The following is a 2,711-nucleotide window of genomic DNA, read 5'->3' as shown; positions in this document are numbered from 1 at the left end:
CTATAAAAGAGAATACCGCTAGCATCCAAAATACATCCTGATGCCCGGCCTCGCCCGGAGAACGATCGAGCAGGACGCCCATTGCCGGGCCTGCAAAGATATCTGGTGTATAACCGACAAGCGATATCAGACCTACCGCCGTACCTGTAAGGACCAGTGGAATCTTCCCGCGCTCCATCACTGCAAAATAGAGGGAACGGGCAGCGTACACCCCCGTAGCGACTACTGTGATGGAGATGAAAAACAACAAGGTGGAAGATGCAGAAATGATCCCGCTGGCAAAAAGCAAGGCGCCGAAAAAAGAAATTACGAAGCTCACAAGCAGCCAAAACGTTGTCTGGGTGCGATCTGCGAGTATGCCGATAAGCACACCGATGAGCGGACGAATAAAAAGCAATACCATCCCTACCTGTGCAGATGCCACCTGATCGTACTCCATCACATCCTGGGCATAGAGGGAAAAGACATCCGTAATCTTGTAACCGACATAGGCGCAAAGGATGATGACCATTAGAAGCCAAACCGAGGGCAACCTAAGGACCTGTTTAATTTGGGGGATGGATATCTGCTCGAGGACAATGGCCTTCTCACGTTTGGGATCCAGTCGCATGAAAACCCAAACCAGCACCCCGACAACACTCACTATACCGGATGAAACCAGTATGACATACCTGAAGGCATCCCGGTTTTCAGCGAGGGTTGGTTCGGCGATTTGCGACCCAAGGAATAAGGAAAAAACAAAAACACCCATCGCCCCGAAAAGGGCGCCTACAAGTCCGCGTCCCCCATCCAGAAAACCAAAAGCTTTTCCCTGGGAGGTAGTACCTCCCCAGATCCTGGTCGCCTTGATCATAGGAGCCCAGCACAAAAAAATGGTGGTAAACCCCCAGTAACCGTACAAAATCTGCAAAGTCTGAAACCCTGGAAAAGTGGCATATAGCAGGCCCCCGAGAGCAGTCATCCAAAGGCCGGAAGCAATGAGCTTCCGTGGTGGAAAGCGATCGGCCAGGGGCCCGCCGAAAAGATAGGATATAACAGCCACAATGCCGTAAATGGAGAAGCAAAGCCCGAGTTCGGTATTATCCAGCCTGAAGGATTCAAGTACGGTGGGCCGAAAGACGCGCGCTAAAACAAAGGGCAGGATAAAAACAGATTCGCCTGCAAGAATCAGCAGGACCAGGAAATACCAGGGAGTTCTTTGTGCTTTACCAGACGGCATGCATCAGGGGTTTGCATATTCAGGGTATTGAAAAAACTGCGTTTCTGCCTTGGAAACTGAACACCCCGAAAAATTTGTGTGGCTAAAGTTAACGTAATTATTTTTCCATAATTAAGTATCCGGGTAAAACCCGTAGTTGGGAGTATAGGTTCCAGTTCATACGTGTGCCGCTTGTGAATGATATCACGCTCTTACCCAAAGTGTTCTTAAAGAATAAGATGTTCCCATATATCCCGGCCGATAATCACCTCAGGACTCGGTATTCTTTTCCTTATCCTCTTTTCGAAAGGTTTGGCGATAACGTATTAGCAGGCGTATCCCGAGCCGTGCAAATAGGATAATCGCAATCAACGATATGATATCGACAGCTTCCAAAAGAACGGAATTATTAAAATGTCAGGTGGTGCGGCCCGTTATTCCATCGCCGTCAATATCCCTGGACAAGTGTTCTTCCAGGGCTTCCAGGGTTTTTCGGAGCTGGGCTCGGGTGTGTTCCTGTTGCTTTTCGAGTTGGGCTACGCGTTCCTCAAGATTATCGGCCTTTTTTTCTTGTTTGTCCAATTCATCTTGTTGAAGTAAATCCCAAAAAATTCCCATAGCGTTTTGTATTTAAAGGTTAGATATGTCGAAGTTATGTAACATAGGTCAGCCAAGGCTTCTTACCTGGGGTTGATGGGTGATTCCGTCCTGAGCATCGATAGGAGGGATTTCAACACAGACGCCTATCAGTATTTTTATCAAGGCCCGTCTCCCAAAGGATATAGAGGCGCCATGTGGCCAAATGCCCTTGAGCAACTTATGTCAGCACGCGTTTTAAGCCCGCATTAAATGCCTCCACCTCCTCTATCTTCCCGGTACTAATACGCGCCCAATCGAGTAGGGGAGGGAAGGGGCGACCAATTTGAACGCCTTCAGCCCCCATTTTTCCAATAAGCTTGTCGACAGGCATTCCGCTTCTGAAAAATACAAAGTTGGTATGCGAACGGATGTATTCGATATTCATTTGGTCGAGCTGATTGTAGATCATGCTTTTGCACTTCTCGTTTTGGGCCAGACTGAATTTATAAAAGTCGGTATCTGCCAAAGCCTGACGTGCCGCCATTATGGCCAGGGTATTGGTATTCGCCATCAGGGAATCCTTCAGCCTTTTCGCGATATCCGGACGCGCTACCAGGTATCCGATTCGAAGGCCAGCGAGGCCGTATACTTTAGAAAAAGTCTTGGAGACTATAACATTGTAGCCTTCACGGACCAGGCCGGTCATGGAAGGATAGTTGGGTTCGGTGATATAGTCGTAATAGGCCTCATCGCTGAATACAACCGCTTTTGACGCGGTGGAACTGCAAAAATCACGCAGCCTGCCGGCATCGAGAAGGGTTCCCGAAGGATTGTTTGGATTACAGATAAAGATCAAACGGGTTTTTCCCGTAACCCTGCGGTCCATAGCGTCCAGATCGTGGGTAAGTGTTTCATCCAGGGGAACCCGATGTAC

Annotated in this window: 3 protein-coding genes; all 3 read right to left on the bottom strand. The window is 48.6% G+C overall.

Annotated elements, in window-relative coordinates; translation table 11 throughout:
* On the bottom strand, positions 1-1,219 hold a 1,219-nt coding region (locus WBV75_RS04565; RefSeq protein ID WP_424119470.1), incomplete at its 3' end, for an MFS transporter.
* A 396-nt stretch (positions 1,220-1,615) separates the two neighbouring features.
* Positions 1,616-1,816, bottom strand: coding sequence for a hypothetical protein (locus WBV75_RS04560; RefSeq protein WP_424119469.1), 201 nt, complete (start codon positions 1,814-1,816; stop codon positions 1,616-1,618).
* Between the two features lie 199 nt (positions 1,817-2,015).
* On the bottom strand, positions 2,016-2,711 hold a 696-nt coding region (locus tag WBV75_RS04555), incomplete at its 5' end, for a pyridoxal phosphate-dependent aminotransferase (protein WP_424119468.1).

This window comes from Robiginitalea sp. (assembly GCF_049588695.1).
GTDB lineage: Bacteria > Bacteroidota > Bacteroidia > Flavobacteriales > Flavobacteriaceae > Robiginitalea.
Note: the sequence above shows the minus strand (reverse complement) of the source record. Positions and strands in the feature narration are given on the sequence as shown.

Excerpts from the sequence above, each read along its gene's own strand:
- WBV75_RS04560 (WP_424119469.1), bottom strand. The coding sequence starts at position 1,816 with ATGGGAATTTTTTGGGATTTACTTCAACAAGATGAATTGGACAAACAA.